The sequence below is a fragment of the Rhodococcus sp. 06-462-5 genome (assembly GCF_002258315.1).
Taxonomy (GTDB): domain Bacteria; phylum Actinomycetota; class Actinomycetes; order Mycobacteriales; family Mycobacteriaceae; genus Rhodococcoides.
In genome coordinates this window covers 174,454-200,380 of sequence record NZ_NOYD01000013.1, presented here as the reverse complement: position 1 = coordinate 200,380, position 25,927 = coordinate 174,454, and the positions used below count along the sequence as shown (strand labels likewise).

Annotated in this window: 26 protein-coding genes and 1 riboswitch; of the genes, 17 read left to right on the top strand and 9 right to left on the bottom strand. The window is 64.9% G+C overall.

All coding sequences use genetic code 11. From position 1 onward, the window contains the following. Positions 1-173: 173 nt before the first annotated feature. Positions 174-1,253 (top strand): cytochrome c oxidase subunit II, encoded by a 1,080-nt coding sequence (locus tag CH251_RS08255; protein WP_179273340.1) that lies wholly within the window; start codon positions 174-176, stop codon positions 1,251-1,253. Positions 1,254-1,271: 18 nt separating this feature from the next. Next, positions 1,272-1,688 carry a cytochrome c oxidase subunit 4 gene (locus tag CH251_RS08250; RefSeq protein WP_032394414.1) on the top strand — a complete coding sequence of 139 codons (417 nt, stop codon included), beginning with the start codon at positions 1,272-1,274 and terminating at the stop codon, positions 1,686-1,688. Between the two features lie 155 nt (positions 1,689-1,843). Here CH251_RS08250 and CH251_RS08245 read toward each other — a convergent pair whose 3' ends face one another. The 5 genes from CH251_RS08245 to CH251_RS08225 form a co-directional block, all read right to left on the bottom strand. Further along, complete coding sequence (locus CH251_RS08245) at positions 1,844-2,119, bottom strand: helix-turn-helix domain-containing protein (protein ID WP_094612704.1); 276 nt, start codon at positions 2,117-2,119, stop codon at positions 1,844-1,846. 229 nt (positions 2,120-2,348) lie between these two features. Continuing rightward, a complete protein-coding gene (locus CH251_RS08240; protein ID WP_094612703.1) occupies positions 2,349-4,127 on the bottom strand; it encodes a cytochrome bc complex cytochrome b subunit in 1,779 nt (592 codons plus the stop codon). Next, entirely contained in the window at positions 4,124-5,335 is a 1,212-nt protein-coding gene (locus CH251_RS08235) for a ubiquinol-cytochrome c reductase iron-sulfur subunit (protein WP_256978893.1), read from the bottom strand. Before CH251_RS08235 ends, CH251_RS08240 begins: the two co-directional genes overlap by 4 nt. Further along, positions 5,332-6,180 (bottom strand): c-type cytochrome, encoded by an 849-nt coding sequence (locus tag CH251_RS08230; RefSeq protein ID WP_094612702.1) that lies wholly within the window; start codon positions 6,178-6,180, stop codon positions 5,332-5,334. Before CH251_RS08230 ends, CH251_RS08235 begins: the two co-directional genes overlap by 4 nt. A gap of 83 nt (positions 6,181-6,263) precedes the next feature. Beyond that, the gene (locus tag CH251_RS08225) at positions 6,264-6,875 is read right to left on the bottom strand and encodes a heme-copper oxidase subunit III (protein ID WP_094612701.1); all 612 of its coding nucleotides are present in this window, start codon (positions 6,873-6,875) and stop codon (positions 6,264-6,266) included. A gap of 151 nt (positions 6,876-7,026) precedes the next feature. On the opposite strand from CH251_RS08225, the gene CH251_RS08220 reads away from it, so the two are divergent. Both CH251_RS08220 and trpD read left to right on the top strand, forming a co-directional pair. Then, positions 7,027-7,503: a hypothetical protein gene (locus tag CH251_RS08220; RefSeq protein WP_094612700.1), complete on the top strand. Its 477-nt coding sequence runs from the start codon at positions 7,027-7,029 to the stop codon at positions 7,501-7,503. Positions 7,504-7,554: 51 nt separating this feature from the next. Next, positions 7,555-8,616, top strand: a complete 1,062-nt coding sequence (gene trpD / locus CH251_RS08215; RefSeq protein ID WP_094612699.1) for an anthranilate phosphoribosyltransferase — start codon at positions 7,555-7,557, stop codon at positions 8,614-8,616. 25 nt (positions 8,617-8,641) lie between these two features. Here trpD and CH251_RS08210 read toward each other — a convergent pair whose 3' ends face one another. Next, entirely contained in the window at positions 8,642-8,917 is a 276-nt protein-coding gene (locus CH251_RS08210) for an Lrp/AsnC family transcriptional regulator (RefSeq protein WP_094612698.1), read from the bottom strand. Positions 8,918-8,971: 54 nt separating this feature from the next. Continuing rightward, complete coding sequence (locus CH251_RS08205) at positions 8,972-10,705, bottom strand: DEDD exonuclease domain-containing protein (RefSeq protein WP_094612930.1); 1,734 nt, start codon at positions 10,703-10,705, stop codon at positions 8,972-8,974. A 147-nt stretch (positions 10,706-10,852) separates the two neighbouring features. Between CH251_RS08205 and CH251_RS08200 the strand changes: the two genes are divergently transcribed. The 5 genes from CH251_RS08200 (at position 10,853) to CH251_RS08180 (ending at position 15,885) form a co-directional block, all read left to right on the top strand. Beyond that, positions 10,853-11,134, top strand: coding sequence for a hypothetical protein (locus CH251_RS08200; RefSeq protein WP_094612697.1), 282 nt, complete (start codon positions 10,853-10,855; stop codon positions 11,132-11,134). 115 nt (positions 11,135-11,249) lie between these two features. Continuing rightward, positions 11,250-11,411: riboswitch (cyclic di-AMP (ydaO/yuaA leader) on the top strand. 18 nt (positions 11,412-11,429) lie between these two features. Further along, positions 11,430-11,984, top strand: a complete 555-nt coding sequence (locus tag CH251_RS08195; RefSeq protein WP_179273332.1) for a C40 family peptidase — start codon at positions 11,430-11,432, stop codon at positions 11,982-11,984. A 383-nt stretch (positions 11,985-12,367) separates the two neighbouring features. Next, positions 12,368-13,354, top strand: a complete 987-nt coding sequence (locus CH251_RS08190; RefSeq protein WP_218828283.1) for a C40 family peptidase — start codon at positions 12,368-12,370, stop codon at positions 13,352-13,354. 30 nt (positions 13,355-13,384) lie between these two features. Next, positions 13,385-14,737, top strand: a complete 1,353-nt coding sequence (locus tag CH251_RS08185) for a hypothetical protein (RefSeq protein ID WP_094612694.1) — start codon at positions 13,385-13,387, stop codon at positions 14,735-14,737. A gap of 23 nt (positions 14,738-14,760) precedes the next feature. Then, positions 14,761-15,885: a glycosyltransferase family 4 protein gene (locus CH251_RS08180; RefSeq protein WP_094612693.1), complete on the top strand. Its 1,125-nt coding sequence runs from the start codon at positions 14,761-14,763 to the stop codon at positions 15,883-15,885. A gap of 25 nt (positions 15,886-15,910) precedes the next feature. Here the strand turns inward: CH251_RS08180 and CH251_RS08175 are convergent, their stop codons facing one another. Next, a complete protein-coding gene (locus CH251_RS08175; protein WP_094612692.1) occupies positions 15,911-17,716 on the bottom strand; it encodes a long-chain fatty acid--CoA ligase in 1,806 nt (601 codons plus the stop codon). Between the two features lie 202 nt (positions 17,717-17,918). Between CH251_RS08175 and CH251_RS08170 the strand changes: the two genes are divergently transcribed. The 6 genes from CH251_RS08170 to CH251_RS08145 all read left to right on the top strand — a co-directional run bounded on the left by CH251_RS08170 (position 17,919) and on the right by CH251_RS08145 (position 22,599). Further along, the gene (locus tag CH251_RS08170) at positions 17,919-18,311 is read left to right on the top strand and encodes a polyketide cyclase / dehydrase and lipid transport (RefSeq protein WP_094612691.1); all 393 of its coding nucleotides are present in this window, start codon (positions 17,919-17,921) and stop codon (positions 18,309-18,311) included. A gap of 151 nt (positions 18,312-18,462) precedes the next feature. Beyond that, complete coding sequence (locus tag CH251_RS08165) at positions 18,463-18,897, top strand: SRPBCC family protein (RefSeq protein WP_094612690.1); 435 nt, start codon at positions 18,463-18,465, stop codon at positions 18,895-18,897. 29 nt (positions 18,898-18,926) lie between these two features. Beyond that, positions 18,927-20,153, top strand: coding sequence for an ArsA family ATPase (locus CH251_RS08160; RefSeq protein WP_094612689.1), 1,227 nt, complete (start codon positions 18,927-18,929; stop codon positions 20,151-20,153). A gap of 34 nt (positions 20,154-20,187) precedes the next feature. Then, the gene (locus CH251_RS08155) at positions 20,188-20,661 is read left to right on the top strand and encodes a hypothetical protein (protein ID WP_094612929.1); all 474 of its coding nucleotides are present in this window, start codon (positions 20,188-20,190) and stop codon (positions 20,659-20,661) included. A gap of 55 nt (positions 20,662-20,716) precedes the next feature. Beyond that, positions 20,717-21,691 carry an ROK family protein gene (locus CH251_RS08150; protein WP_037192841.1) on the top strand — a complete coding sequence of 325 codons (975 nt, stop codon included), beginning with the start codon at positions 20,717-20,719 and terminating at the stop codon, positions 21,689-21,691. A 179-nt stretch (positions 21,692-21,870) separates the two neighbouring features. Then, complete coding sequence (locus CH251_RS08145) at positions 21,871-22,599, top strand: 1-acyl-sn-glycerol-3-phosphate acyltransferase (protein WP_037192839.1); 729 nt, start codon at positions 21,871-21,873, stop codon at positions 22,597-22,599. A gap of 21 nt (positions 22,600-22,620) precedes the next feature. Here CH251_RS08145 and CH251_RS08140 read toward each other — a convergent pair whose 3' ends face one another. After that, entirely contained in the window at positions 22,621-23,913 is a 1,293-nt protein-coding gene (locus CH251_RS08140) for a glycosyltransferase 87 family protein (RefSeq protein WP_094612688.1), read from the bottom strand. A gap of 79 nt (positions 23,914-23,992) precedes the next feature. On the opposite strand from CH251_RS08140, the gene CH251_RS08135 reads away from it, so the two are divergent. Both CH251_RS08135 and CH251_RS08130 read left to right on the top strand, forming a co-directional pair. After that, positions 23,993-24,484: a polyadenylate-specific 3'-exoribonuclease AS gene (locus CH251_RS08135; protein WP_027497365.1), complete on the top strand. Its 492-nt coding sequence runs from the start codon at positions 23,993-23,995 to the stop codon at positions 24,482-24,484. A 45-nt stretch (positions 24,485-24,529) separates the two neighbouring features. Next, a complete protein-coding gene (locus CH251_RS08130) occupies positions 24,530-25,915 on the top strand; it encodes a class II 3-deoxy-7-phosphoheptulonate synthase (RefSeq protein WP_032394396.1) in 1,386 nt (461 codons plus the stop codon). Positions 25,916-25,927 lie beyond the last annotated feature (12 nt).

The following is a 25,927-nucleotide window of genomic DNA, read 5'->3' as shown; positions in this document are numbered from 1 at the left end:
CCGCGAGTGTCGTCAGCGGGACTGTAGATCAGGATCCGAGTATGCCGCAGACACGCTCGAACGTAGGTAACGACCCAAGGGTGGTTCTCCGTCGGCTTTGGTCTACGCTGCGTAGTACTCGGGCATCTCCATGTGGAAGCCCTTATTCTTCAGTGGTGGGCAATCAGGAAGGCGTGAACGTGGCGCAGAGTCGGATCCTTCGGCGAGCGGGGCTGACAGCATTTCTCGGTGTAGCCGCGTTGATGCTGTCGGGCTGTTCCATCAGCAGCGACAACGTACTCAATTTCGGTTTCGCCTCGGGCGTCACCCCTCAGGGGCGACGCATCGGCGATCTGTGGACGTGGTCGGTCATTGCAGCCCTGGTCATGGGCATCATCGTGTGGGTTCTCATCTTCTGGGTGGTGCTGTTCCACCGTAAGAAGAAGAGCTCACCGGAGTTCCCCCGCCAGACGGCGTACAACGTTCCGCTCGAGCTGTTCTACACGGCCGTTCCGTTCGTGATCATCGCCGTGCTGTTCTACTTCACCGTCGTGGTGCAGAACTACGTAGACGAGAAGCAGGCCGATCCCGACGTCCAGGTCGATGTCACGGCGTACCAGTGGAACTGGAAGTTCGGATACCGGACCATCGACCTCAAGGACGGTGCCGCCAAGTACGAGGGCACCGACGAGGAAGAGCAGGCCGCCGCCGAAGCCGCCGCTACCCCGGGCGAAGGTGCCGAGGGCAGCGAGGACGGCGAGTTCGTTCCGGGACCGATCAACGGAGCATCCACGCAGGACCTGTCGTACCTGCACTACAACAAGATCGAAACGGTCGGCTCCAGCGAAGAGATCCCGGTTCTGGTTCTGCCGACCGGCAAGCGCATCGAGTTCGTGCTCGCGTCCTCGGACGTCATCCACGGATTCTGGGTTCCGGAATTCCTGTTCAAGCGCGACGTTCTCCCGAACCCCGAGGAGAACCACTCCGACAACGTCTTCCAGATCAGCGAAATCGAACGCGAAGGCTCCTTCGTCGGACGGTGCACCGAAATGTGTGGCACCTTCCACTCGATGATGAACTTCGAGGTTCGTGCCGTCTCTCCGGAGCGGTTCGAGCAGTACATCGAACTTCGCAAGCCCCTGTCCGAAGGCGGAGAAGCGCTGACCAACGCGCAGGCACTCGAAGCCATCGGCGAGAGCCCCCTCGCAACGAGCACCGCGCCGTTCTCTACCGACCGCACCCTCCGAACTGCCGCTGTCGCTGAAGGCAACTGACCAAGGAAGCATGCTGATATGAAAATCGAAGCCAAGATCTTCGAAATCCTCACGGTCTTCTTCCTCCTGGTCGGCATCGTGTACACGTTGTTCACGGGCCTGAGCCGCACAGGAGTGGAATGGGCCGGAGTCACCGCGATCTTCCTGTCGGTGGGTCTGACACTGATCATCGGTACCTACTTCAGGTTCGTCGCCCGACGCCTCGACACGCGCCCCGAGGACTTCGACGACGCCGAGGTGAGTGACGGTGCAGGCGACTTGGGCTTCTTCAGCCCCGGCAGCTTCTGGCCGATCGTGCTGGCAGCCTTCGCTGCCGTCACTGCCATCGGCTTCGCCTTCTTCCAGCCGTGGCTGATCGCGCTTGGCGTCTTCTGCGTCATCGCCGCGGCCGCAGGTTTGGTCTTCGAGTACCACGTCGGTGCCGAGCGCCACTGACTCCACCAGATACACCCGAAAAGGGCCCCGGTCGTTCTCACGAACGACCGGGGCCCTTTTTCTGTTGTCCCGCTGCACAGGCCGGACGGGATGGTCGGCACGGCGCTGTGAGGTTCGCGGTGAGGTGAACGGGGGCAGGTGAACCAGGGGGACAGTCAGGAGACGTCGGCCTCGGAGTGGGGCCGAACGGAACCGGACGTCGAATCGGCCAGCGAATCGAGAGAGATGTTCAGTGCACCGCACAATGCGGCGACGGTGAAGAACGCCGGCGTCGGAATTCGGCCGGTCTCGATCTTCCGCAGAGTCTCGACCGAGATGCCGGCAGTATCGGCGACGTCGGTCATGGTCCTGCCACCACGGGCATGACGAAGAGCAGAGCCGAGCCTGGCACCTCGGGCGAGTTCGCCGGGGGTGAGGGGAATACGGACCATGAGACCGATAGTAATACCGGTCGACGCGAACCCCTGAGCCGAGAACGGCAGAGAAACGGAGTGGTCGACCGCTGGTGGGGGAGGGGAGGGGCTCACAGCTCCTTGCCGATCGCCGAGCCGTCCCGCCCCGGAGGGGTCAGCGCAGAGTCGAGCCCGGATGGTGTTCGCAGACAAGAAAAGAGGGCGACACCGTTGCCGGTGTCGCCCTCTTTTCGGACTCTGTCAGATGTCAGCGTTCTCTGTCGTTGTCACTTCGACCCGAAGCAATAGCAGTGTCCTCGTCCGAGTGGAGTCCATTGCCGTTGCCGTTCGAGTGGCCGTTGCCATTTGCATGGCCGTTACCGTTCGAGTGGCCGTTGCCATTTGCATGGCCGTTACCGTTCGAGTGACCGTTGCCGTGAATGCCCGCCTGGTAGTTGCGGAGCATCGTGAGCTGCTCGTGTTCACCCTTGTGATGGGCGTCTTCGAGAGCCTTGCTCTGTGCCACCGGATCCGGACTGAACAGCGATCCCGAGCCGGGCTTTCCGGCCGAGCCGAGCTTGTTCATCTTCTTGGGCACGGGTGCGCCCTGGTAATCGAGGGGGATCGGGTGTCCGTGATCATCGACCGGTCCGAGCGGCTGGTGGATTTCCACGTACTGGCCGTGCGGGAGTCGCTTGATGATTCCGGTTTCGATGCCGTGCTCGAGAACTGCCCGGTCGCTGCGCTGCAGGCCGATGCAGAATCGGTATGCGATGAAGTACGCGAGCGGAGGCATGGTGAGAATTCCGATACGACCGATCCATGTCATCGCGTTGAGCGAGATGTCGAACTTGTACGCGATGAGGTCGTTGATGCACGAGAGCGTGAGGATCACGTAGAACGTGAGAGCCATCGCGCCGATCGCGGTACGCACCGGAACGTCGCGGGGACGCTGCAGCAGGTTGTGATGCGCAGTGTCTCCGGTGAGACGCTTCTCGATCCACGGGTAGGCGATCATCACGGTGAAGACGAGACCCATGATCACGGCCACCCAGAACACTGCTGGGATCGTGTAACGCCCGGCGATGTATATCTCCCAGGCAGGCCACAGTCGCGCCATACCGTCGGTCCACATCAGATAGAAGTCCGGCTGAACACCTGCCGACACTTGCGACGGGTTGTACGGTCCGAGATTCCAGATCGGGTTGATCTGGAGCAGACCACCCATTGCTGCCAGCACACCGAAGGTGACGGCGAAGAAGGCACCGGACTTGACTGCGAAGACCGGGAGAATACGAACGCCGACGACGTTCTGCTCCGTGCGGCCCGGTCCGGGGAACTGGGTGTGCTTCTGGTACCAGACCAGGGCCAGGTGAGCTGCGATCAGCGCCAAAATGATGGCCGGTAGAAGAAGAACGTGAGCGACGTACAGGCGCGGGATGATGATCGTGCCGGGGAAGTCGCCGTCGAAGATGAGCCAGTGCATCCACGTACCGATGATCGGGATGCTCATCGTGATGCCACCGAGAGCGGCGCGGAGGCCGGTGCCGGAGAGCAGATCGTCGGGGAGCGAGTAGCCGAAGAAGCCCTCGAACATCGCGAGGATGAGCAGCAGGCAACCGATGACCCAGTTGGCCTCACGCGGGCGACGGAACGCACCGGTGAAGAAGATGCGCATCATGTGCACGATGATCGAGGCCGCGAACATCAGGGCGGCCCAGTGGTGAATCTGCCGCATGAACAGACCGCCACGAACCTCGAACGTGATGTCGAGAGCGGTGGCGTATGCCCTGGACATCGTCACACCGTTGAGCGGGGTGTAGGCACCGTCGTACACGACCTCGCTGAGCGAAGGATCGAAGAACAGGGTGAGGAACACTCCCGAGATCAGCAGAATGACGAAGCTGTACAACGCGATCTCACCGAGCAGGAACGACCAGTGCGTGGGAAAGACCTTGTTGATCTGGCGTCGCAGTCCAGGTGCCAGGTGATAGCGACTGTCTACGCCGTCGGCCTGCTTGGCGGCGAGGTTTTGCAATGTACTCATGAGTCACGCTCCGGACGACGTTCCCAGAAGGCGGGTCCCAGCGCTTCGGTGAAATCTCCCGAAGCGACGAGGAATCCCTCTTCGTTGACAGTGATGGGAAGTTGGGGCAGCGCACGCGCAGCCGGTCCGAAGATCGGCTTGCCGTACTCGAGCGCGTTGAACTGCGACTGGTGGCAAGGGCACAGAATTCGGTTGGTCTGCTGCTCGTACAACGATGTCGGGCAACCCAGGTGCGTGCAGATCTTGGAGTAGGCGAAGTAATCGCCGTAATTGAAGCTTTCCTGGCCCTTGCGCTTGATGACGGTGCTGGCAGCGTCCGGGCGAAGTCGGATGAGCATGACCGAGTTGCGAACACCTCGCAGAGACACGAGCAGGTCGTGCTCGCTCTCGCGGTCCGCTTCGCGGAACGGGAAGACGGTCTCCATGGCACCAGCGTCCAAGTCCTCGGGCCGAACGAGAACGACATCTTCCGGTCGCCCGGTGTCTCGTCGGAGGTAGATGGTCTCTCCATCGTAGCGAGGAGTCCAGCCGGATACCCACAACGGCGAATCTTCGCCCTTTGCCCACGGATTCTTGATCAGGCCGCCGAGGGGGAGCAGCGCCATGACACCGAGTGCGCCACCGCCGAAGACCAGCGATCGCTTGATCACCTTGCGACGACCGATGGTCGACGTGTCGAGGGAATCACCCAGCTCCGCGACGAGCGTCTTGCGGTCCGTCTCCGACGAACCCCCGTCGTGACGGTCCTGGATGGAGACTTCTTCGGGAATGAACTTCTTGGTGAACTGCACCGCGCCGATACCGACCGCAAGGATCGCCAAGCCCATCGTTGCGCCGATGAGCGGGGTGTACAGCGAGTAGGCGATGTAGTTCTCTTCGCCGATACCGGCGTACTGCCACGGCCAGAACAGGTAGACACCGATGAACGCGACTGCGGCGAGGCCGGCGATCGAGAACCAGATGGCGACGCTGCGCTCGGCACGCTTCTCGGCGCGAGTACCTTCCACAGCCCAACGGTTGCGCCGGAAAGCGACGTCGACACCGTCGAGGTTGGTACCCAGTTTGACCAGGTCGTCGCGACTGAGCGCAGCGAGTTCCTCGTCGGTGTACTTCTTGTCCGCGTTCACGCCTTCGGCACCGGGTGCATCCTTGCGTCCGGCTTCGTCGTCGTTGTTCGCGTCCTTACGGCCGGAATCGCCGTCGGTCATGATCTAGCTCCGATCCACAAAGTTGCTCCGACGACGGCGATGATGCCGACCGTCCAGATAGCGATCATCTCGGTACCGGGACCGAATCCGCCGATGCTCCAACCGCCTGCGGGCAGCGTCTCGGTGGACGACTTGATGTAGGCGATGATGTCGGACTTCTCTTCCAGCGTCAGCTGGCGATCGGAGAACTTCGGCATGTTCTGCGGACCGGTGACCATCGCGGTGTAGATCTCCTGCTCGTTCGCGGGTCCGAGCGGGGGTGCGAACTTGCCCGAGGAGAGAGCTCCGCCGAGGCCGGTGAAGTTGTGGCAGGAGGCGCAGTTGAGACGGAACAACTCGCTTCCTCGTCCGATGTCGTCGCCGCGCAGCGACTCCTGAGCGATCTCGCCGTTCTCGTCGAGGAGGACCGTCGGTCCGCCGCCGTTGGCCTGGATGTAGGCACCGAGGGCGTCGATCTGCTTGTCGTCGAACTTCGGTGGCTTGCGGATCGCCTGTGCCTCGTTGCGAACGGCAGGCATACGGCCACTCGACACCTGGAAGTACACGGCTGCTTCGCCGACGCCGATGAGGCTCGGTCCGCGATCCTGAACACCCTGCAGGTTTGCACCGTGGCACGTGACGCAGGACGTGTCGTAGAGCTGCTTGCCCTCGCGGATCAGCGCTGCCGAATCGGTATCGGCGGTCGCGACCTGCGGAGCCGGCGTCAGAGCCGAGGCGAGGAATCCTGCGCTCAGAAGGCCCATCATCAGAACGAGCGCACCGGTGATGCGTCGGCGCGTCTTACGCTGCCGTCTCGTCTTGGAGGCGGCGTTGTCGTCGGATGCTGCTGGGGGAGATGAACTCATCTTCTATCCCTTGTCGTGTCGGGACGGACCGAACGTCGGGGGCTGAATCCGTTCGCTCGTTATCTTTGGCGTGCTGACTGTCACTAGCGGATGAAGTAGATCGTTGCGAAGAGGGCAATCCAGACGATGTCGACGAAGTGCCAGTAGTACGAAACGACGATGGCGGCGGTGGCCTGCGCGGGCGTGAACTTGCTGACCAGCGTTCGGGTGATCAGGAAGACGAAGGCGATGAGTCCGCCGATTACGTGCAGTCCGTGGAAGCCGGTCGTGATGTAGAAGACCGAGCCGTACACGCTGCTCGAGATCGTCGTGCCCTCGTGGACCATGTGGTAGTACTCGTACGCCTGGCCGGCCACGAAGAACGTGCCCATCACCAGCGTGATGATGTACCAGCGGCGTAGTCCGAAGACGTCACCTCGCTCGGCGGCGAACACACCCAGCTGGCAGGTGAACGACGATGCGATCAGCACCGCAGTCACCGGCACAGCGAGAGCGAGGTTCAGCTCCGTCGGCTCCGGCGGCCAGATTCCATTCGCTTGGGCGCGTGCGACGAAGTACATCGCAAACAGCCCGGCGAAGAACATGAGTTCACTCGACAGCCACACGATCGTGCCGACGCTGACCATATTGGGACGGTTCAGCGAGTGCACGCGTTGGGTGATTGCCGATCCTTGAGTCCCTACAGCGCTCGTCACAAAGAGAAGTATGACCCGTCGTAGTACGGAAGGCATATCCGGGTCCGCTCTTGGCGCGTCGCGTCGTAACGAATCCGGGTGCGTCCTTGTTCCCGTGCTGGTCAGAGCCCCTGTACGGGCCGGTAGGGTCCAGTCGTGCAAGGCTGGCCTCATGGCAAAGCGCACCGAGGGTGGATGGTTTCGGAGACTGTTCTCGCGATCGACCGCAGAACGTCTCGACCCCACCCGCGACGACCTCGTGACAGTGGCGAGTTGCTTCGACGATGCACAGGCATGTTCGGCCGTGCTCGACGAAGCAGCGAGGACCCAGCCGGTGTGGACGGAATCGGCGGAGGTGGTCCTCCGGCATCATCTGGTGCTGCCCTCTCACCAAGTCGAGGACGCCGCGGCGGTCGCGGCTCAGGACGACTACGAAGTGGGCCCGGCCGCCGAACTGCCGGAGAGCACCGGCTACCGCCCTCGGGTCGACGACGGCGTGCCTCTTGTTCTGCAACGTGTTCAGGTTCTCGACGCCTTGCACTGCTCACAGGAGCGTTCTCGCATGGCGGGCCTCGCCCAGCGACGAGGGGGAGCCGTACTCGGCTGGGACGCATTGCAGCCCGCGCAGCCCGACGCAGCCTCTGGCTAAGCTTCCACGGCACCGAGTGCATCGACGGCAGAAGGGCACGGCAGAACCACCATGACCGCAGCGATCAGCGACGAACAGCCTCGTACCTGGCGTCGAATTCTCGGCGCGTTGACGACGCACACCGACCTGTCCAGCGCCGACACCGGCTGGGCTATGGACGAGATCATGGCCGACAATGCGAGCGCCGCTCAGATCGCTGCCTTCGGGGTCGCACTCAGGATGAAAGGGCCGACTCCGGCCGAGGTGAGCGGTCTGGCCGAGTCCATGCTCGCGCATGCGGTGCTGGTGGATACCGACACCGACGCCGTCGACGTCGTGGGCACCGGAGGTGACGGGGCAGACACTGTCAACATCTCCACGATGGCCGCCATCGTCGTGGCCGCCAGCGGGGTGCGAGTGGTCAAGCACGGCAACCGCGCAGCGTCGTCCAAGAGCGGCACGACCGATGTGCTCGAAGCGCTGGGTGTACGGGTGACCCTGGGAGCCGACGCCGTCGCGGCGAGCGTCGAACAGGTCGGTATCGGATTCTGCTTCGCGCCGATCCATCACCCTGCACTGCGCTTCGCGGCGGCACCGCGCAAAGAGATCGGCATCCCGACGGTGTTCAACGTGCTGGGGCCGCTGACCAACCCGGGCCGCCCACGCGCAGGCCTGATCGGTTGCGCGTTCGAGAGTCTGGCTCCCGTGATGGCCGACGTGTTCGCCGGACGCGGGAGCTCGGTCCTGGTCGTCCGCGGCGACGACGGGCTGGACGAGATCACCCTGTCCACCACCACGACCGTGCACGTGGTGTCCGGTGGTTCGGTGACCGTCGAGTCGATCGACCCCCTCGACTACGGCATCGCCCGAGCGCCCATCGAAGCTCTGAAAGGTGGAGACGCAGAATTCAACGCGGCCGTGGCGCACCGCGTGTTCGCCGGTGAACGCGGTCCCGTGCGCGACGCAGTACTGCTCAACGCCGCCGCAGCAATGGCAGCGCACCACGGCGTGTCCGACGACCTCCATACCCGAATCGAAGCCGGATTGGCCACTGCCGCAAGGACAGTCGATTCGGGCGCCGCAGCGCGGCTACTCGCCGACTGGGGTCGATGCACCACAGAACTCGCCGACTGACACCTCGACGGCTGCCAGAGCGCGCCTACTCGCCTATCGAGAACCCTGCATCGACATCGGCACTCGAATAGGACTGGAACGCAATGTGAGTGGTGGTGCTGCGCACACCCCGCACCCGATTGATGTGCTTGGTGATCACCTCTGCGATCGAAGCATGATCGCGAACCTTGACGATGGCGATCAAGTCGACATCGCCGGCACATGAATAGACCTCCGACACCCCCTCGACATCGGCAACGGCCTGCGCCGCCTCCGGAATCGAGTCGGCCTCGGCGTCGATCAAGACGATGGCATTGATCATCTGTGCTCCTCCAGCATCTCGAGCTCGGTGTCCGACGCGAGCTACCCCCAGACCCTAGTTGCTGCCGTGCCCCGCGAGCCGTTCCGGAGGCTCCACTCCTGCTCTGGCTGCTTCTCGCGCCGTCCGACACCACGACTCCCACGAACCCGCCGACCGTGCCGGGCTGCAGTACCCACTGCTCGTGCGCACGATCCTGACTCCGTCCGTGCGCAGCCAGGCCGCGATCAGTGCGACCTCTTCCGGCGGCGCGCCGCGAAGCGGTGTCGTATCGGGCAGCACCGTCTCGGCCGACGCAGTGATGGCGTCGACAACGGGCATCGGATGCACTCCGCGCGGCGCGACGGCAGCGCCGGCCAGACGGCCGAAGCGCACCACGATCAACTCCCACCCGCCGTCCGCCGTTCGCTTCGCCGCAACGAGTTCGGCAATGGCGGCCACTGCGGCCGATCGGTGCATCCTGCGCAGTGCATCGACGGTGATCGCGATTCGATCGCGCAGACGGGCAGCCGTCTCGTACAGCTCCTTGTCCGCGAGTTCGGCGACGCGGCGGCGCATGGAAAACAGAACGGCGTCGTCCTGACCGCACACGAGCGCGAGAAACTGCGTCGGGGCATCCGAGTACTCGTCGGCCGTCAAGGGGCCGGACAGTGCCGCAGGGCAGCCTCCGACGTCGGTTGCCGGGCACTGGTCACCGTGTCGGACCGAGCGAGCCAGACGGCGAGTGCAGGTTCGTAGGCGGCAGAACTCCGCGACGAGCGCAGCGGCCTCGGCGGCGTCGCCGCGAACCGAGAACGGTCCGAGACTGTTCGGTGCCGGTGTGCGAACGATCGACAGGCGAGGGAACGCCTCGTCGGTCAGGGTGATCCACCACCCCTTCCTGGGAAACTTCGAGCGGCGGTTGTACGGCGGGATGTGCGCCGAGAGCAGTCGTAACTCGCGGACCCCGGCCTCGAGCGCGTGCGCACACTCGACGTGGTCGACGCGAGTGGCCAGTGCGACCATCTCCTTCATCCGGCCTCTGGTCTCCGAGCCGGTGAAATAGTTGCGCACGCGTCGCTTGAGGTTGTTGGACGTACCGACGTACAGCACCTCGTCGGACGGGCCGCGGAACAGATAGACGCCGGGCGTACCCGGAAGATGAGCGGCCAGCCCGCGTTTGGCGCGCTGGCCGGCCGACACCGCGGGTAGGTAGTCGACCAACTCGGCGTAGCTGTGGACCCCCTGATTGCCCACCCGTTCGATGAGGCCGTGCAGAACGTCGACGGTCGCCCGGGCGTCGTCGAGCGCGCGGTGGGTGGGCCTGGTGCCGGATCGGAACAGTGTCGAGAGCGCGGACAGCTTCACCGACGGTGCCTCGTCGCGCGTCAGAACTCGACGAGCCAGCTTGACCGTGCACAGCACCTGAAACCGTGGCCACGCGATGTCGAGACGACTGGCGGCGGCTTTGAGGAATCCCGTGTCGAAGCCGGCGTTGTGCGCCACCAGCACCGAACCACGGGCGAATTCGAGGAAACCGGGAAGAACCCGTTCGATGCGCGGTGCGCCGATGAGCATCGCCGATGTGATGCCGGTCAGCTCCACGATGTACGGCGGGATGGATCTGCCCGGGTCGATCAGGGTGGCGAACTCGCCGAGAATTTCGCCGCCTCGAACCTTGACTGCCCCGATTTCGGTGATGGCCTCGGTGTCCGCGCTACCGCCGGTGGTCTCGAGGTCGACGACGACGAACGTGGTCTCGTGCAGCGGGGTATCGAGTTCGTCGAACGTCAGCTGGATGGGCAGGCTCACCGAGACGACGTTAGGGCCGACCTCCGACAAGAACGCGCATCGCGCCGTCGAACGTCGTCGTGTCACGAAACCTGTCGGTGCCCGACGTTATCTTTCGCTTCATCGGCCGATCGGGCCGCCGGAAACCGCAAAGAGACAAGGATCACAATGATCATCGACTGCAGTGACTGCCTGGTCCGTGACATCGCCTGCGCGGACTGCGTCGTGACGGTGCTTCTGGGGGCTCCGGGGATGCCGTCGAGATCGGACGGGCGGTGGGTCGGGCCGCCGTCTCGTATCACTCTCGAGCAGGAAGAACTCGGTGCCATGGGTGTGCTCGCCGATGTCGGTCTCGTGCCCACTCTCAAGCTCGTGGTGAACGACGACGACACCGCCGAGGTTCCGTTGTTATCGACTCGTGACACACCGGGGGATCAGCGCGCCGGCTAGCGAGAATCGAGCCGAATCCGCTCGCCTCGGCGAGTTGGGGTCGACACGGGGGTATGCCATTTCGTAACCTTCCTGAGACCTTGCGGAGTCTCGCCAGTCCAAACCGGAGTGGCGTCGCAAGTCACCGCCTAATCGTTCACTCGCGAGAGTGTTCGTACCGGGAACCCGATATCTACTGGGGTGAATCCCGCTGAGCCACCACACGGTGGCCGGTGGGTAGGGCTGCTCTTCCCAGCCCGAACCCGTCAGCTAACTCGGTCGGCGGACGATAGGAAGAAACGGAGCACCATCTTTCGTGGCGTCACATCTTTCCAACCGATCATTGCGGCGAGTCCTCGTAGCCGGAGCGCTCACGGCAGGCGTGGTCATCCTTCCCGCTGCACCCGCAATGGCGGCCCCCCTCACCATTCCCGGCGTCGGAACCTTCGAGATTCCTGACATCCCGGGCCTCCCTCCCCTCAACATTCCGGGTGTGCCTGCACCGGGTGCGCCGTTGGCGCCCCAGGTCACGCCTGCAGCGAAGGCCGTTCAGGCCGCCGAGTCCAAGATCGGAGCACCGTACGTCTACGGCGCTTCGGGTCCGGATTCGTTCGACTGCTCGGGTCTGATTCAGTGGGCCTACAAGCAGGCCGGCGTCAGCCTGCCTCGTACGAGCTACGACCAGGCCGCCGCGGGCACTCCGGTCTCGCGTGACAGCCTGGTCCCCGGCGATGTCGTCTCGTTCTACGGCGGCTCGCACTCGGGCATGTACATCGGCAACGGCAACGTTGTGCACGCATCCACCTCCGGTGTTCCGGTCAAGGTCGCGCCCGTCGACTCGATGCCGTTCGACGGTGCTCGCCGTTACTGAGCCGAGTAGCAGACGCTCGTTGTGAATCGACCGACAGGGTCGAGCCGTGAATCGGCTCGGCCCTGTTCTCGTATCCGGTCACGGGCTGCGCGACACGCCGGTCCGGTGGACAGGGAAGCATCCAGTTCGTAATCTGATCGAGACCTGGTCGATGTTTACTTTGTGACCTGTCACCTAGAATCCCCATCGATTTCGGGCCGTGTTCACGTCCGCGCCCGCATGAGCATGGGTATGGTTCGTTTTCGGTCTACTTTTCCAACCGTTGTCTCGGTCGAGGCAACACGTGTGAGGACGGAGAGTCGCTTTCCGTGGCGATATCGAGATCTACCCGCGCGTTACGGCTGACCCGTAACTCGGTGGTTGCTGTCGCACTGACCGCATGCATGGCCGTGGTGCCGATGACGACGGCGAGCGCGCAGCCGGGGTTCGACTCGGCATCCGACGCGCAGACCGAGCTCGCCGAGCTTTCCCGCCAGTCCGAGCAGACCAACGAAGCTCTGCACAACGCTCAGATCGATCTCGACGCCAAGAACCAACAGCAACTCGACGCACAGGTCGTCGTCGACCGGAGCCGTGCCGCCCTGGACGCAGCGCAGGCGCAGTTGGCGCAGCTCAAACCGGCCATGGACAAGGTCGCCAACGTCAACTACCAGGGTGCCAGGACCAATCGACTGTTCGCCGTCATGGTCAGTGATTCGCCACAGCAGTTGCTCGACCAGATGTCGGCACTGGACGTGATCTCTGCGGAGACCGCCGACCAGGTCGCTCGATTCAAGCAGGCGAGCTCGGATGCAGTGACGGCCGAGCAGGCCGCAACGACGGCCGCCGACCAGGCACGCGTCGCCGCCGAACAGGCCAAGGCCGTCAGCGACGACCTTCAGGCCAAGCAGAGTGAGCTGCAAGGTCAGATAGCCGAGGTCATGGCCGCCTACAGTGCGCTCTCGTCCTCGGAGCAACTGGCACTGGCCGGTTCGGCCCTGCCCGACGGTTTCGACCCCTCGACGATTCTGCAGAACCTGACGCCGGGATCGGGGGCCAGCGCGTTGCAGGCCGGCCTGACGCAGATCGGCAAGCCGTACGTCTGGGGCGCAACCGGCCCGGACGGCTTCGACTGCTCCGGTTTGGTCGTGTGGGCGTACAAGCAGGTGGGCAAGACGTTGCCGCGGTCGAGTCAGGCGCAGGCAGCAGGCGGAACTCCGGTCGATCAGAAGGATCTGCAGCCGGGTGACGTCGTTCTGTTCTACCCGGACATCTCACACGTCGGCATCTACGCCGGAAACGGTAACGTGCTGCATGCCTCCACCTTCGGTGTTCCCGTGAAGGTTCAGTCGATGGCATCGTTCCCGTACTACGGGGCGCGTCGATACTGAGGTGTGCCTCGACGATCGACGAACACCTGCATGAGCGGCTCGAACCGGCGCTCCGGATTGCGTGTTCTCGCCCGATCGCCGCGAACGCGGCTGCTCGCCGTCGTGACCGTCGTGATCGTGGCCGCCTCGGTCGTCCTGATTCACCGATTCGACAGCCCGTCCAGCGCAGGGACCGCCGACACGACGGTCGCACAGGCCCCCCCGACCTACGATCAACAGCGCCGCGCCGATGTGACCGTTCTCCTGGACCAGTGGGCTCGTGCGGTTCGATCAGGCGATCTCGATGCGCTGCGGGATTCGATGGATCCGCAGGCCGACCCCGACTTCGTGGAGGCGCAGGTGCGCCGGGCGGCAGTGGTACCGGGCATTCCCTTCTCCGAGTTCGACTACGACCTGGGTGACGAGCCCGAAACTCCGGTGCCGCCGTCGATCGCCGAGGCGCTGGATGCCACCGATGTCTGGGCACCCTCGGTGTATCTGCGGTATGCGGTCACCGGGCCGGACGCATCGCCGACGCGTCGGCCGGTCTCACTGGTAGTGGCCGAGCGGGACGGTCGATGGCGGCTGGTCGACGACGCGGACCTGACCGAATACCGACGCCACACCTGGCGTGGGCCGTGGGATTTCGGGCCTCTGACCGTTCGCTCGGTGCCCACCGCAGCCGGGACATCGGTGGTCATGGGACATCCGGACCGCGAGCAGTTCGTTGAGAGCCTTGCCGCCGAACTCCCGTCGTCAACCGCGGCCGTCACCGATTTCTGGGGAGACGACTGGGCGCGAGACGGGCTGGTGTTCGTCGCCTCCTCCACGGAGGAGTTCGCCGAACTGACCGGGTCCGAGCCGTCCACCGACGTGGCGGCAGTGACGGTCTCCGACGCGGTGGCGGGCGACGGCTCCCGTCCGACGGGTCAGCGGGTGGTGTTCGGTCCCGACGCCGCGACGCGATTGACGCCCTTCACCGTGCGCTCGGTTCTGCGACACGAGTTGACCCATGTGGCGGCGAGGGCGAAGACGTCCGAGGGTACGGAAATGTGGGTGTCGGAAGGGTTCGCCGACTATTCCGGGTACCGCGATTCCGGTGCCGCGTTCGTGCAACTCGCCCCCACTCTCGCGGCGATCGTGGCGGCGGGTGGGCCGCCGACGGTGCTGCCGAAGGACGAGGATTTCAGCGCCGGCGGTGCCAGATCGAGTGTGGCCTACGAATCGGCGTGGTCGGTGTTCGCATTCGTGGCAGATCGGTTCGGGGAGTCGACGTTGCGCGCTCTGTACGAGGCGCTCGCGTCCGGAAGCTCCACCGATTCTGCCTTCGCATCGGTGCTCGAGTCGACCCGCGCGCAATTCGTCGCCTCGTGGGGCGACTGGGTGGCTCTCCAGGCCCGCTGAGACGGGGCGCTACGGTTGACGCCATGCGTCGTACTCTGCTCGTGACGAACGACTTTCCTCCTCGCCCGGGTGGTATTCAGTCCTATCTCCACAGCTTCGCCTCGCAGCTGCCGGCCGACGAGCTGGTCGTGTACGCACCTCGGTGGCGCGGCGACTCACACGAGAAGTTCGATGCCAGGCAGCCTTTCGAGGTGATCAGGCATCCGACGACACTGATGTTGCCGACTCCGCTCGTGGCGCGTCGTGCGGCTCGAATCCTGAAGTCGCAAGGCTGCGATTCGGTGTGGTTCGGTGCGTCGGCTCCGTTGGCGGTGATGTCGTCGTACCTGCGTAAGGCCGGTGCCGAGCGCATCGTGGCGAGTACTCACGGTCACGAGGTCGGTTGGTCGATGGTGCCGGGCGGGCGGGCGACCCTGCGCACGATCGGCGAGAACACCGACGTGGTGACCTACGTCAGCAAATACACCCGGGGGCGCTTCAGCTCGGCGTTCGGTCGGTCTGCCGCCCTCGAGCATCTGCCGCCGGGGGTCGATACCGATCGCTTCGTGCCCGACGACGCCGCGCGAGCAGAACTTCGCGCGCGCTACGGCCTCGGAGATCGCCCCACCGTTCTGTGCCTGTCCCGGCTCGTTCCGCGCAAGGGCCAGGATTTCCTGATCCGCGCACTCCCGGGGATCCGCCGGGCCGTCGACGGAGCGGTTCTGGTGATCGTCGGCGGCGGGCCCTACGAGAAGACTCTGCGCGAGCTCGTTCGATCCACAGGGATGGAGCAACACGTGGTGTTCACCGGCACTGTGCCGTCGGCGGAGCTCGCCGCCCACCACACCATCGCCGACGTGTTCGCGATGCCGAGCCGAACCCGAGGCGCCGGCCTCGACGTCGAAGGCCTCGGCATCGTCTACCTCGAAGCTTCGTCCTGCGGTGTACCCGTTGTCGCAGGCATGTCCGGGGGTGCGCCGGAAGCGGTGCAGCACAACAAGACCGGCCTCGTCGTCGACGGGACGTCGGTCTCGGACATCACAGACGCGATCGTGAGAATCCTCTCCGATCGCACGCTGGCCACACAGATGGGCAACGCCGGCCGCGCATGGGTGGACGCGGAATGGCGCTGGGACGTGCTGACCGAGAAACTGCGGTCGCTGATCTGACGTTCGTCACCGCGACGCGGTGCACCTACCGGGCGTAGATCGACTCGATCTCGTCGGCGTAGGCGGCGGTGATGACGTTGCGCTTGAGCTTCATGGTGGGAGTCAGCTCGCCGTTCTCCTCCGAGAAGTCGTGGGGGAGAATCCGGTACTTCTTGATCGACTCTGCATGCGAGACGGACTTGTTCGCGTCGGCGACAGCTGCGTCGATCTCCGCGACGAGTTCGGGGTCGGTCTGCAGATCCGCCGCGGTGGCGTCGGCGGCTTTGCCGTGGGAGGACTTCCAGCGGTCGAACGCATCCGGGTCCAGGGTGATGAGCGCGCCGATGAACGGCTTCTGATCGCCTACGACCACTGCCTGGCTGATCAGCGCGCCCGCCCGCAACTGGTCTTCGAGTCCGGCCGGTGAGACGTTCTTGCCGCCTGCGGTGACGATCAGTTCCTTCTTGCGGCCCGAGATCGTGATGTAACCGTCGTCGTCGACGGAACCGAGATCACCGGTGCGGAACCAGCCGTCGTCCAGTGACTCGGCGGTCGCGACCTCGTTGCGCCAATAGCCGTCGAACACGACCGGTCCGCGGAGTTGAATCTCTCCGTCCTCGGCGATACGCACGGTGTTACCGGGCAATGGGCGTCCGACGCTGCCCACGCGTTGGAATCCGATGGTGTTGACCGCGAACGCCGCGGTGGTTTCGGTCAGCCCGTAGCCCTCGTAGATCGTCACGCCGATGCCCCGGTAGAAATGGCCGAGACGGGAACCGAGGGGCGCTCCGCCGGAGATCGCGAGTTCACACTTGCCGCCGAGTGCTGCCCGCAGTTTGCCGTAGACCAACTTGTCGAACAGGGTGTGCTTGGCGCGCAACACGATTCCCGGTCCGCCGGTGTCCTGCGCTTCGCTCCACGCCACTGCGCATTCGGTCGCGAGGTCGAAGATTTTTCCCTTGCCGTCGGCGTGCGCCTTCTGCTTGGCGGTGTTGAAGACCTTCTCGAACACTCGCGGAACCGAGAGGATGAAGTCCGGTTGGAAGGTACCGAACGTCGCGACGAGGTTCGGGATGTCGTTGGTGTGGCCGAGCGTGACTCCGGCATCGAACGAGGCGATGCTCACTGCGCGGGCGAGGACATGCGCGAGCGGAAGGAACATCAGGGTGCTGCGGCCCTGCCTCATCAGTGATTTCAGCGAGGTCTCGCGAATGCCGAGTGATTCGGCGAGCAGGTTGGCGTGGGTGAGTTGGACGCCCTTGGGGCGACCGGTGGTTCCCGATGTGTAGATCAAGGTGGCCGGGTCGGACGAGGCGAGTGCGGAAACACGTTGGTGTACCTGATCTTCGGTGATCTCGGATCCGCCGTCGGTCAACGCCTGCACGGCGTCGGACCCGGCGGGGTTCTCGATCACGAATGTCTGCCGCACCGACGGTGCAGCTGCCACAACGGTTTTCGTCTCCTGCACGTGTGCATCGTTCTCGAGGATCAGCAGGACCGGCTCGGCGTCTTCGAGGATCCATTCCACCTGCCCGGCGGAGGAGGTCTCGTAGATCGGCACCGTCACACCGCCCGCGGCCCAGATCGCGTAGTCGAGGACCGACCACTCGAATCGCGTCGACGACATCAGAGCGACCCGATCGCCCTGCTCGATGCCGGCGGCGATCAGGCCCTGTGCCACTCCCACCACCAGTTGCTCGAACTCGGCGGCGGTGACGTCGAGCCACTGCCCATCGACCTGGCGGCGAAATACTGTCGCGTTCGGTGAGTTACGGGCGCGGACGAAGACGGTGTCGACAGCCGAGTCGGTGTCCGCGATGTCGTATTTTGCGGCGACGGTGAACTCGCGCACGGGATTACCTCCGGATAGAACGGGGAGAACGAAAGTCGATAGCTCGGCTTCACAGATACTCTAGACCCGGGTTCGGGGCGTTCCAATACACCCGGAGTGGAGCCTGCAGGAACGACGCATAAAGACTGGAGTGGAGCCTGCAGGAACGACCCGCACAGAGGGGACGCGCACGGCCGGGGACGCGATATGTGAAGCTCTGTCGATGAGCAGTATTCAAGTTGCGGATCAGACGTTCGTGGCCGCCTCCGGCGAGCGGGTGGCCCAGGCGTTCGCGTCGCCCGCTCGGTGGCGTCGATGGTGGCCCGATCTGAACCTGACCATCACGGAGGACCGGGGTGAGAAGGGGATCCGCTGGGCCGTGCGCGGCGGTGTGGTCGGAACGATGGAACTGTGGCTCGAGCCTGCGCTCGACGGTGTGATCGTGCATTACTTCCTGCATGCCGAACCCGCTGCGGACTCGGACGTGGCTGCGCACCAGCACGCTCGGCGGGTGGCCGGACGTGCGATGACGTTCGAACTCAAACGAGAGCTCGAGGCCGGTCGGTCTGCAGGTGAGGCACCCCACCACGTAGCGTCGACTCCGGCTCGTGAATGAACCGCGCGGTACGGTCGGCCGGTTCGCGTTGTGCGTCGGCGGATCGATCGTGTGAGATAGGCCTGCGCGAGTTCGACGGCACCGAAGCGAACCGAGCTGATCGAAGTACCCGAGCAGATCGAAGTACCCGAGAGGAAGCGGACCAGTAGTCATGGCGGAGAAAACCCAGAGGTCGATCGTCGTCGAAGCCCCACCGAGCCGGGTCATGGACGTCATCGCCGATTTCGACGCGTACCCCACGTGGGTGTCGGCCGCGAAATCCGTCGAGGTCCTCGAAGTCGACGAGGACGGTCGCGGCAAGCGCGTCAAGTTCGTGCTCGACGCAGGAATGGTGAAGGACACCTACGAGCTCGAGTACGACTGGGCCGCCGACGGCAATTCGGTCTCGTGGAACCTCGTATCCGGTGAGATGCAGAAGTCGCAGAACGGCTCGTACACGTTGAAGGAGACCGGCAGCGGCACGGACGTGACGTACGAGCTCACCGTCGATCTGAACATCCCGATGATCGGTCTGTTCAAGCGCAAAGCAGAAAAGGTCATCACCGATACCGCGCTCAAGGAATTGAAGAAGCGGGTCGAAGGCTGAGCGAAGCTCGCACCGAAGCCCGCACCACGGTGTTGCTGTTCCTCGGCAAAGGTGGCGCGGGTAAGACGACGCTGGCGGCTGCGTCGGGTCTGCGCCTGGCCCAGGCCGGTGAGCGGGTACTGATCGCGTCCGTCGACCAGGCGCACTCTCTCGCCGACGCATTCGCGGAGGACGCCGAGGTCGAGGACCCGTCCGGTGTTCGTTCGATCGCGCCCGGCCTCGACATCGTCGAGATCGACACGTTGGCGTTGCTCGAAGCGCGGTACCGGGGGCTGGGCTCGCTGATGGCCGTGGCGTCCGCGGGACACGAGCACGGGGTGAGCTTCGGGGCGATCGAACCGGAGGAGCTGCTCGGCCTACCCGGAGTCGAAGAGCTGCTCGGTATGCACGAGATCGGCCGCCTCGCCGACGAGAACCGCTGGGACACAGTGATAGTCGACCTTCCCGCATCGGCGGATGCCCTGCGCACGCTGCAGCTGCCCGATACCGTCGCCGCGTACGTGGAGCGAATCTGGCCGCTGCATGCTCGAATGGTCTCCGGCACCGGTTCCGATGTACGTCTGACCCTCGTGGTGGCGATGATCGAGCGAATCCTCGCGCAGGTCGACTCCGTCCGGTCGCTGATCACCGACTCCGCCCGTACGGGGGCGACCGTGGTCGTCACTGCCGAACAGCTCTCCATCGTCGACGCGGAAAGAACGCTGTCGGCAGCTGCTCTGCTCGGGATCAGAATCGATCGTGTTCTGGTCAACAGAATTCTGCCGAAGCTCAATGCGGCGTCGATCGGTCTGGTGGGCGCTCATCCGGCGGTGTTCTGGTTCGAGAGGTGGCGGGCGGCGCAGCTCGACGCGGTCGCCGAGCTGCGTCGACGCGTCGGTACGGTACCGGTCGTGGAGGTGGAGCACGCTCCCGGTGAACCGGTAGGGTTGGGGCCCTTGCAAGATGTGGCCGATCGCCTCGAACCGGACTCCCTCGAACGGCGCGCGCCGGGCTGGGGTGAGCAGCCTTCGGTTGTGCTCGAGTCGGGTAGCGGACTCGAATCCGTGTACGCGATGAGAATGCTTCTGCCGGTGGTGGATTCGACGACCTTGGGCCTGGGGCGAGTGGAGGACGACTTGATAGTGAGTGCCGACGGGAGGCGACGGCGCATCAAACTGGCGTCGGTGCTGCGTCGGTGCGTCGCCGACTCCGCCGAACTCGACGGACCGTGCCTGGTGGTGCGTTTTCGTCCGAACCCCGACGTGTGGCCACTGTGACTCCTACTACGACCCTGACGGCCGGGGTGTGTCGATGACCTCGGACCATTCCGAGCTGGGGGCGGATCTGCTGGCTCTGGCGGAGACCGTGCTGACGCGACTCGAGCCCATCCTGCGCCGGGTCGCCGAGACGCAGCAGGATCGTGACCGACAGGGATGCAGTTGGTGCCCGGTCTGCGCACTCGCGGCCCTGGTTCGCGGGGAGCGCCACGACCTCGTCGAGCTCGTTGCCTCCGAGAGCGCCGTGGTGATCGCGCTGTTGCGTCAACTGCTCGCCGATCACACGACCTCCGGGGCTGCGCACTCCGCGGCTCAGGCCCCGACCACCCCGCCGCCGACCGGGACCGCGGCCGAATCCGGGCCAGGCAGCGCCGACACCCCCGCGGACCCGGCGGAGGTCGCGGACGTGTCGATCGACACCGAACTGCAGGATGACCGCCCCGCGTCGTTCGTTCCGATTACCGTTCGAGTGAAGAATTCGCGTTCGGACGAGCAGGACCGTCCGTGAGCGGAGCGACTCGGATGCAGGCCGTGTGGGGGACGGCCGAGGAAGGCATGAACGAATGAAGCGGCACCACCAGCGGCTGACGGTAGGCATCGACGTCGGCGGGACGAGCCTGCGCGCGTCCGTTGTCGACGAGGACGGACAGGTGCTCGACTCGACGGCCGCTCCCACTCCGCACACTGCTCGCGCGCTCGAACGTGGTCTCGACCGTGCCGTGCAGGAACTGGCCGGGCGACACGACATCGCGGCCGTCGGGCTGGCCGTCGCCGGGTTCATCGACTCCGATCGCACGACGGTTCTCTTCGCCCCGCATCTGCCGTGGGTGAACACCCCTGTGGCGACGGAGATGAGCATGCGCATCGGTCTGCCGGTCCTGCTCGAGCACGACGCCAATTCAGCGGCGTGGGCCGAGTATCGCTTCGGTGCCGCGTCCGGTGGTCGCAACGTGGTGATGGTGGCCATCGGTACCGGCATCGGTGCTGCGCTGCTGATCGACGGCAGGATCTATCGGGGCAGCCACGGGGTGGCACCGGAACTCGGTCACATCCAGGTCGTGCCGGACGGCCGGGCATGCCCCTGCGGCAAGCGCGGGTGCTGGGAGCGGTACTGCAGCGGCACCGCTCTGGTGGACACCGCAGTCGAGTTGCTGGCGGCGGACCCGGCGTCCTCGACGACCCTTGCCCGTGAGGTGTTCCTCGACCCGGGGTCTCTGACCGGCCGCCGCATCGCCAGCGCCGCGCACGAGGGTGACTCGATCGCCCGACGCACCATGGAAGACTTCGCGCAGTGGCTCGGCGTCGGGCTCTCGATGGTCAGCGACGTGTACGACCCCGATCTGATCGTGTTGGCCGGTGGCGTGGCGACGTCGTCGAGTCAGTTCCTGGCCCGCGCGACCGACAAGTACGCCGAGCTGGTGACCGGTGCGGGGCATCGACCTCTCGCGCGCATTCGCAGTACTCAACTCGGTGAGGCAGCGGGCATGATCGGGGCCGCGGAGTTGGCCCGAGCGCAGTTCGTCACCGGGGTTCGCTGACCGTTCTCCGCTTGCTTCCTGTGACCTCTGTCCCGGGTTCGGAGATGATGTGGCTGGTGTCATAAACCGTGGGTACAGTTCACTACGCGGCACGGTTCGAGGATGCACGGCCGCAGTCGATTCGCTCCAGGGCGAGGCGGCACCAAACGATTTCCCGACCATCATCAGGGAGCATGTCAATGTGGTACTGGCTGGTTAAGTACATTTTCGTCGGCCCCCTTCTCATCGCCCTGGGTCGGCCCACGATCGAGGGTGCCGAGAACATCCCGACGGAGGGTCCGGTCATTCTGGCCAGCAACCACAAGGCCGTTCTCGATTCTTTCTATCTCCCGCTCAAGACGCCCAGGCGCATCACCTTCCTCGCCAAGAGCGAGTACTTCACCGGACCGGGCCTCAAAGGTGCGTTCCAGAAGTGGTTCTTCACCGCGGTCGGACAGGTGCCGATCGATCGCACCGGAGCCGACGCGGCGCAGGACGCTCTCAACGCAGGCGTGCGCGTGATCGAAGCAGGCAAGGTTCTCGGTATCTACCCCGAGGGCACGCGGTCACCCGACGCGCGGCTGTACAAGGGCAAGACCGGGATGGCGCGTCTGGCATTGCAGACCGGAGTCCAGGTGATTCCGGTTGCGATGATCGGTACCGAGAAGATGAACCCGATCGGTTCGCGCGTGTGGCGTCCGGCGAAGGTCACCATCCGGATCGGAAAGCCCATCGACTTCTCGCGCTTCGAGGGTATGGCAGGCAATCGTTTCGTCGAGCGTGCCGTCACCGACGAGGTGATGTACGACCTGATGTTGCTCTCCGGTCAGGAGTACGTGGACGTGTACGCCGCGTCTCTGAAGAAGGCTGCACCCGAAGCGGAGTCGGCTCCGACCGCGCAGCGTATCCCCGATTCCAAGGCCAGCTGAAGCTGCCGGCTCCCTGCGCGATCAGACTGCGGAGCGGGTGTCGGCTGTCGAATCGGTTCGGTCGGTCCACCCGATCGCGGCCAGCGCGACGATCGACGCGAGCGCCCACCACACGTAGCCCGAGGCCGCGAACTGATCCACGAGCGGCCAGCCGAGACCGCTCCACCGGCCCTCGCCGAGCTTCCAGTGCGGCGGGTAGAGCATCAACGCCAGCCCGACGGCCACCAGAGTCGCCAGCAGCGCGCTGCGGCGGCGGTAGCCGAGGACGGCGAGCACCACGGTGAACGGGATGGCCCACACCCAGTGGTGTGACCAGGAGACCGGCGAGACCAGCAGACCGAACATGGCGTTGATCGTCAGCGCGAGCGCAGTCTGGCCCGCGGAGAACGCTTTTCGCATGGCCACCGCCGCAATGGCGAGTACCACCACCGACAACGCGAGCCACAGGATCGACCGGGGCAATTCGTCCAACCCGAGCCGCGCGAGCACTCCGGTGATCGACTGGTTGGGCGGGTAGGCCGGGCCGCCGATTCGGTCGGAATCGACGATCGTCTCGGTCCAGTACTTCACCGAGTCCGACCACGTCAGCGCGAATCCGATCGCGGTGAACACCGCAAAACTCAGCACCGACACCACTGCTGCTCGAAAGTCCTTGCGCAACAAGAAGAACAGTACGAACACCGCGGGTGTGAGTTTGACGGCGGCCACCAGACCGATCAGCACACCTCGGGGCCACGGCGTCTTCTTCGGCAGGCAGTCCAGTGCAACGAACGCCATCAACACGATGTTGATCTGCCCGTAGTTCAGCGTCGAGGTGACCGGCTCGAGCAGCAGCACGGACACGGCGAACACCGCTCCGGCAGACCACCACACGAGCGTGCGGGGACGCAGGCCGAGCGAGGTGAGGGTCACCACGACGGTCACCAGCAGCAAGAGCATCGACAGCACGGTGACCGCGATCGAGGCGGCGTACAGCGACACCGACGACAGCGGGCTGAAGATCGCCGCGGCGATCGGGGGATAGGTGAACGGCAGCGTCGTGCCGGTCGCGATCGGGGGCAGCTGACCGTAGAGATCGCCACCCTCGGCGAACACCTGACCGCCGAGTCGATACACGTCCAGATCGAGTCGGTAGTGCTCACCGATCGTCCGCAGACCAGGAAAGCCGTTGAGATGGAACAGCACACCGACGACGGCACCGATCAGGACCAGGACCCTGCTCGACGCCACCGCCCAACTCGGCCACCGGCGTCGCGTCGGCGCGGCGGGCTCCGGTGCTTCGGCGACCGGACGGTTGGTGTCGGGCGAGGTCACAACGTTCCCTTTCAGGGCTGTTCGGATCGGGGCTACCGGTACGTGGGGGGCGTGTTCAGGACGCGCTAGGGTGAGCCGCGTGCGCTACTTCTACGACACAGAGTTCATCGAGGATGGTCGCACAATCGAGTTGGTCTCGATCGGTGTGGTGTCTGAGGACGGTCGCGAGTTCTATGCGGTGTCCTCCGAGTTCGACCCCGAGCGCGCCGGCCGCTGGGTTCGACGCAACGTGCTTCCCAAGTTGCCACCGTACTCGTCGCCGCTGTGGATGAGCCGGTCGCGAATCCGGGACGAACTGCTCGAATTTCTCGTTCCGCACTACGGTGCCGAGGTCGAACTGTGGGCGTGGGTTGCGGCGTACGACCATGTGGCGCTCTGCCAGCTGTGGGGCTCGATGACCGAGTTGCCGCGTTCGCTGCCGCGGTTCACTCGTGAGCTGCGCCAGCACTGGGAGGATCGCGGCAGTCCCGAGCTGCCGTCGGTGCCGGACGACGCGCACGACGCCCTTGCCGACGCGCGGCACAATCTGGCGAAGTTCCAGGCGATCGAGGAGTACTCGTACCGCGGGTGAACACCCGTTGTCCTGCGGCTTCGGCGGTGCGAATATCCTGTAGCGGTGAACTGGACTGTCGACGTACCCATCGATCGCTTGCCCGACCTGCCGCCGTTGTCACCGACGCTGCGCTCTCGATTGGACGATGCGTTGGCCAAGCCGGCTGCGCAGCAACCGCAGTGGGATCCCGAGCATGCTGCCGACATGCGCAAGGTGCTCGAGAGCGTTCCGCCGATCACCGTCGCCGGTGAGGTGGAGGCGTTGTCGGACAAGCTCGCCGCCGTCGCCCGCGGTGAGGCCTTCCTGCTGCAGGGTGGCGATTGCGCCGAGACGTTCGTCGACAACACCGAGCCGCACATCAAGGGCAACATCCGCACGCTGCTGCAGATGGCGGTGGTGCTCACCTACGGCGCGAGCATGCCGGTGGTCAAGGTCGCCCGTATCGCCGGGCAGTACGCCAAGCCGCGTTCGTCGAACATCGACGCGCTCGGTCTGCAGTCCTACCGCGGCGACATGATCAACTCCCTCGTCGCCGACGAGAGCGTCCGCGGCCACGATCCGTCGCGACTCGTGCGCGCCTACGCCAATGCAAGCGCAGCGATGAACCTGGTCCGCGCACTCACCGGTGCGGGCATGGCGGATCTGCACAAGGTGCACGACTGGAACCGCGAGTTCGTCGCCCAGTCGCCCGCCGGTGCCCGCTACGAGGCGCTCGCGGGGGAGATCGATCGCGGACTGCGCTTCATGGATGCCTGCGGCGTCTCGGACCCCAACCTGCACACCGCGCAGATCTTCGCCAGCCACGAAGCACTCGTGCTCGATTACGAGCGTGCGATGCTGCGCCTGGACAACACCGACGATCACCCCAAGCTGTACGACCTGTCCGCGCACTTCCTGTGGATCGGCGACCGCACCCGCCAGCTCGACGGGGCGCACATCGCGCTGGCCGAGCTGATCTCCAACCCGATCGGTCTCAAGATCGGGCCCACGACCACGCCCGAGATGGCCGTCGAGTACGTCGAGCGCCTCGATCCCACCAACAAGCCGGGGCGTCTGACGCTGATCTCACGCATGGGCAACGGCAAGGTGCGCGACATCCTGCCCGCCATCATCGAGAAGGTTCAGGCCACCGGCCATCAGGTCATCTGGCAGTGCGACCCGATGCACGGCAACACCCACGAGGCGTCGACCGGCTACAAGACGCGGCACTTCGACCGCATCGTCGACGAGGTGCAGGGATTCTTCGAGGTGCACAACGGCCTCGGAACGCATCCGGGCGGAATTCACGTCGAACTGACCGGCGACAACGTCACCGAGTGCCTCGGCGGTGCCCAGGACATCTCGGATCTCGACCTCGCCGGTCGGTACGAGACCGCCTGCGACCCGCGGCTGAACACGCAGCAGAGCATCGAACTGGCATTCCTCGTCGCCGAGATGCTTCGCGACTGATCTGCCTGCCTC

Excerpts from the sequence above, each read along its gene's own strand:
- CH251_RS08220 (WP_094612700.1), top strand. The coding sequence starts at position 7,027 with ATGGCAAAGCGCACCGAGGGTGGATGGTTTCGGAGACTGTTCTCGCGA.
- CH251_RS08210 (WP_094612698.1), bottom strand. The coding sequence starts at position 8,917 with ATGATCAATGCCATCGTCTTGATCGACGCCGAGGCCGACTCGATTCCG.
- trpD (WP_094612699.1), top strand. The coding sequence starts at position 7,555 with ATGACCGCAGCGATCAGCGACGAACAGCCTCGTACCTGGCGTCGAATT.
- CH251_RS08245 (WP_094612704.1), bottom strand. The coding sequence starts at position 2,119 with ATGGTCCGTATTCCCCTCACCCCCGGCGAACTCGCCCGAGGTGCCAGG.
- CH251_RS08170 (WP_094612691.1), top strand. The coding sequence starts at position 17,919 with ATGAGCAGTATTCAAGTTGCGGATCAGACGTTCGTGGCCGCCTCCGGC.
- CH251_RS08230 (WP_094612702.1), bottom strand. The coding sequence starts at position 6,180 with ATGAGTTCATCTCCCCCAGCAGCATCCGACGACAACGCCGCCTCCAAG.
- CH251_RS08150 (WP_037192841.1), top strand. The coding sequence starts at position 20,717 with ATGAAGCGGCACCACCAGCGGCTGACGGTAGGCATCGACGTCGGCGGG.
- CH251_RS08235 (WP_256978893.1), bottom strand. The coding sequence starts at position 5,335 with ATGACCGACGGCGATTCCGGCCGTAAGGACGCGAACAACGACGACGAA.
- CH251_RS08145 (WP_037192839.1), top strand. The coding sequence starts at position 21,871 with ATGTGGTACTGGCTGGTTAAGTACATTTTCGTCGGCCCCCTTCTCATC.
- CH251_RS08250 (WP_032394414.1), top strand. The coding sequence starts at position 1,272 with ATGAAAATCGAAGCCAAGATCTTCGAAATCCTCACGGTCTTCTTCCTC.
- CH251_RS08165 (WP_094612690.1), top strand. The coding sequence starts at position 18,463 with ATGGCGGAGAAAACCCAGAGGTCGATCGTCGTCGAAGCCCCACCGAGC.
- CH251_RS08185 (WP_094612694.1), top strand. The coding sequence starts at position 13,385 with ATGAGCGGCTCGAACCGGCGCTCCGGATTGCGTGTTCTCGCCCGATCG.
- CH251_RS08190 (WP_218828283.1), top strand. The coding sequence starts at position 12,368 with ATGGCCGTGGTGCCGATGACGACGGCGAGCGCGCAGCCGGGGTTCGAC.
- CH251_RS08240 (WP_094612703.1), bottom strand. The coding sequence starts at position 4,127 with ATGAGTACATTGCAAAACCTCGCCGCCAAGCAGGCCGACGGCGTAGAC.
- CH251_RS08180 (WP_094612693.1), top strand. The coding sequence starts at position 14,761 with ATGCGTCGTACTCTGCTCGTGACGAACGACTTTCCTCCTCGCCCGGGT.
- CH251_RS08155 (WP_094612929.1), top strand. The coding sequence starts at position 20,188 with ATGACCTCGGACCATTCCGAGCTGGGGGCGGATCTGCTGGCTCTGGCG.
- CH251_RS08200 (WP_094612697.1), top strand. The coding sequence starts at position 10,853 with ATGATCATCGACTGCAGTGACTGCCTGGTCCGTGACATCGCCTGCGCG.